Raw genomic sequence first — 207 nt, forward strand, 5'->3', positions numbered from 1 at the left:
TTTCTGTTGCTTATATTTAAACCGTTCTTCCAACTGGGCTATTTTTCGGGTATTCTCCCGATTAAACAAACTATCGGTGGCTGCTTTGAAGAGAAGGTGATTTGCATAAGCTTTTTGGTAATCGCCCAGTTGGGCATAAGTAGCCGATAAAACATTGTAGCCATTTGCCTCAGTATCTCCCTTTTTTTTGGCAAGGGCAAGACCTTG

The 207-nt window shown here is 41.5% G+C and carries 1 pseudogene; it reads right to left on the minus strand.

The features are described from left to right. Positions 1–207: pseudogene (locus Q0954_RS34980) on the minus strand (ggdef family protein); the annotation flags it as partial.

This window comes from uncultured Microscilla sp. (assembly GCF_947493425.1).
GTDB lineage: Bacteria > Bacteroidota > Bacteroidia > Cytophagales > Microscillaceae > Microscilla.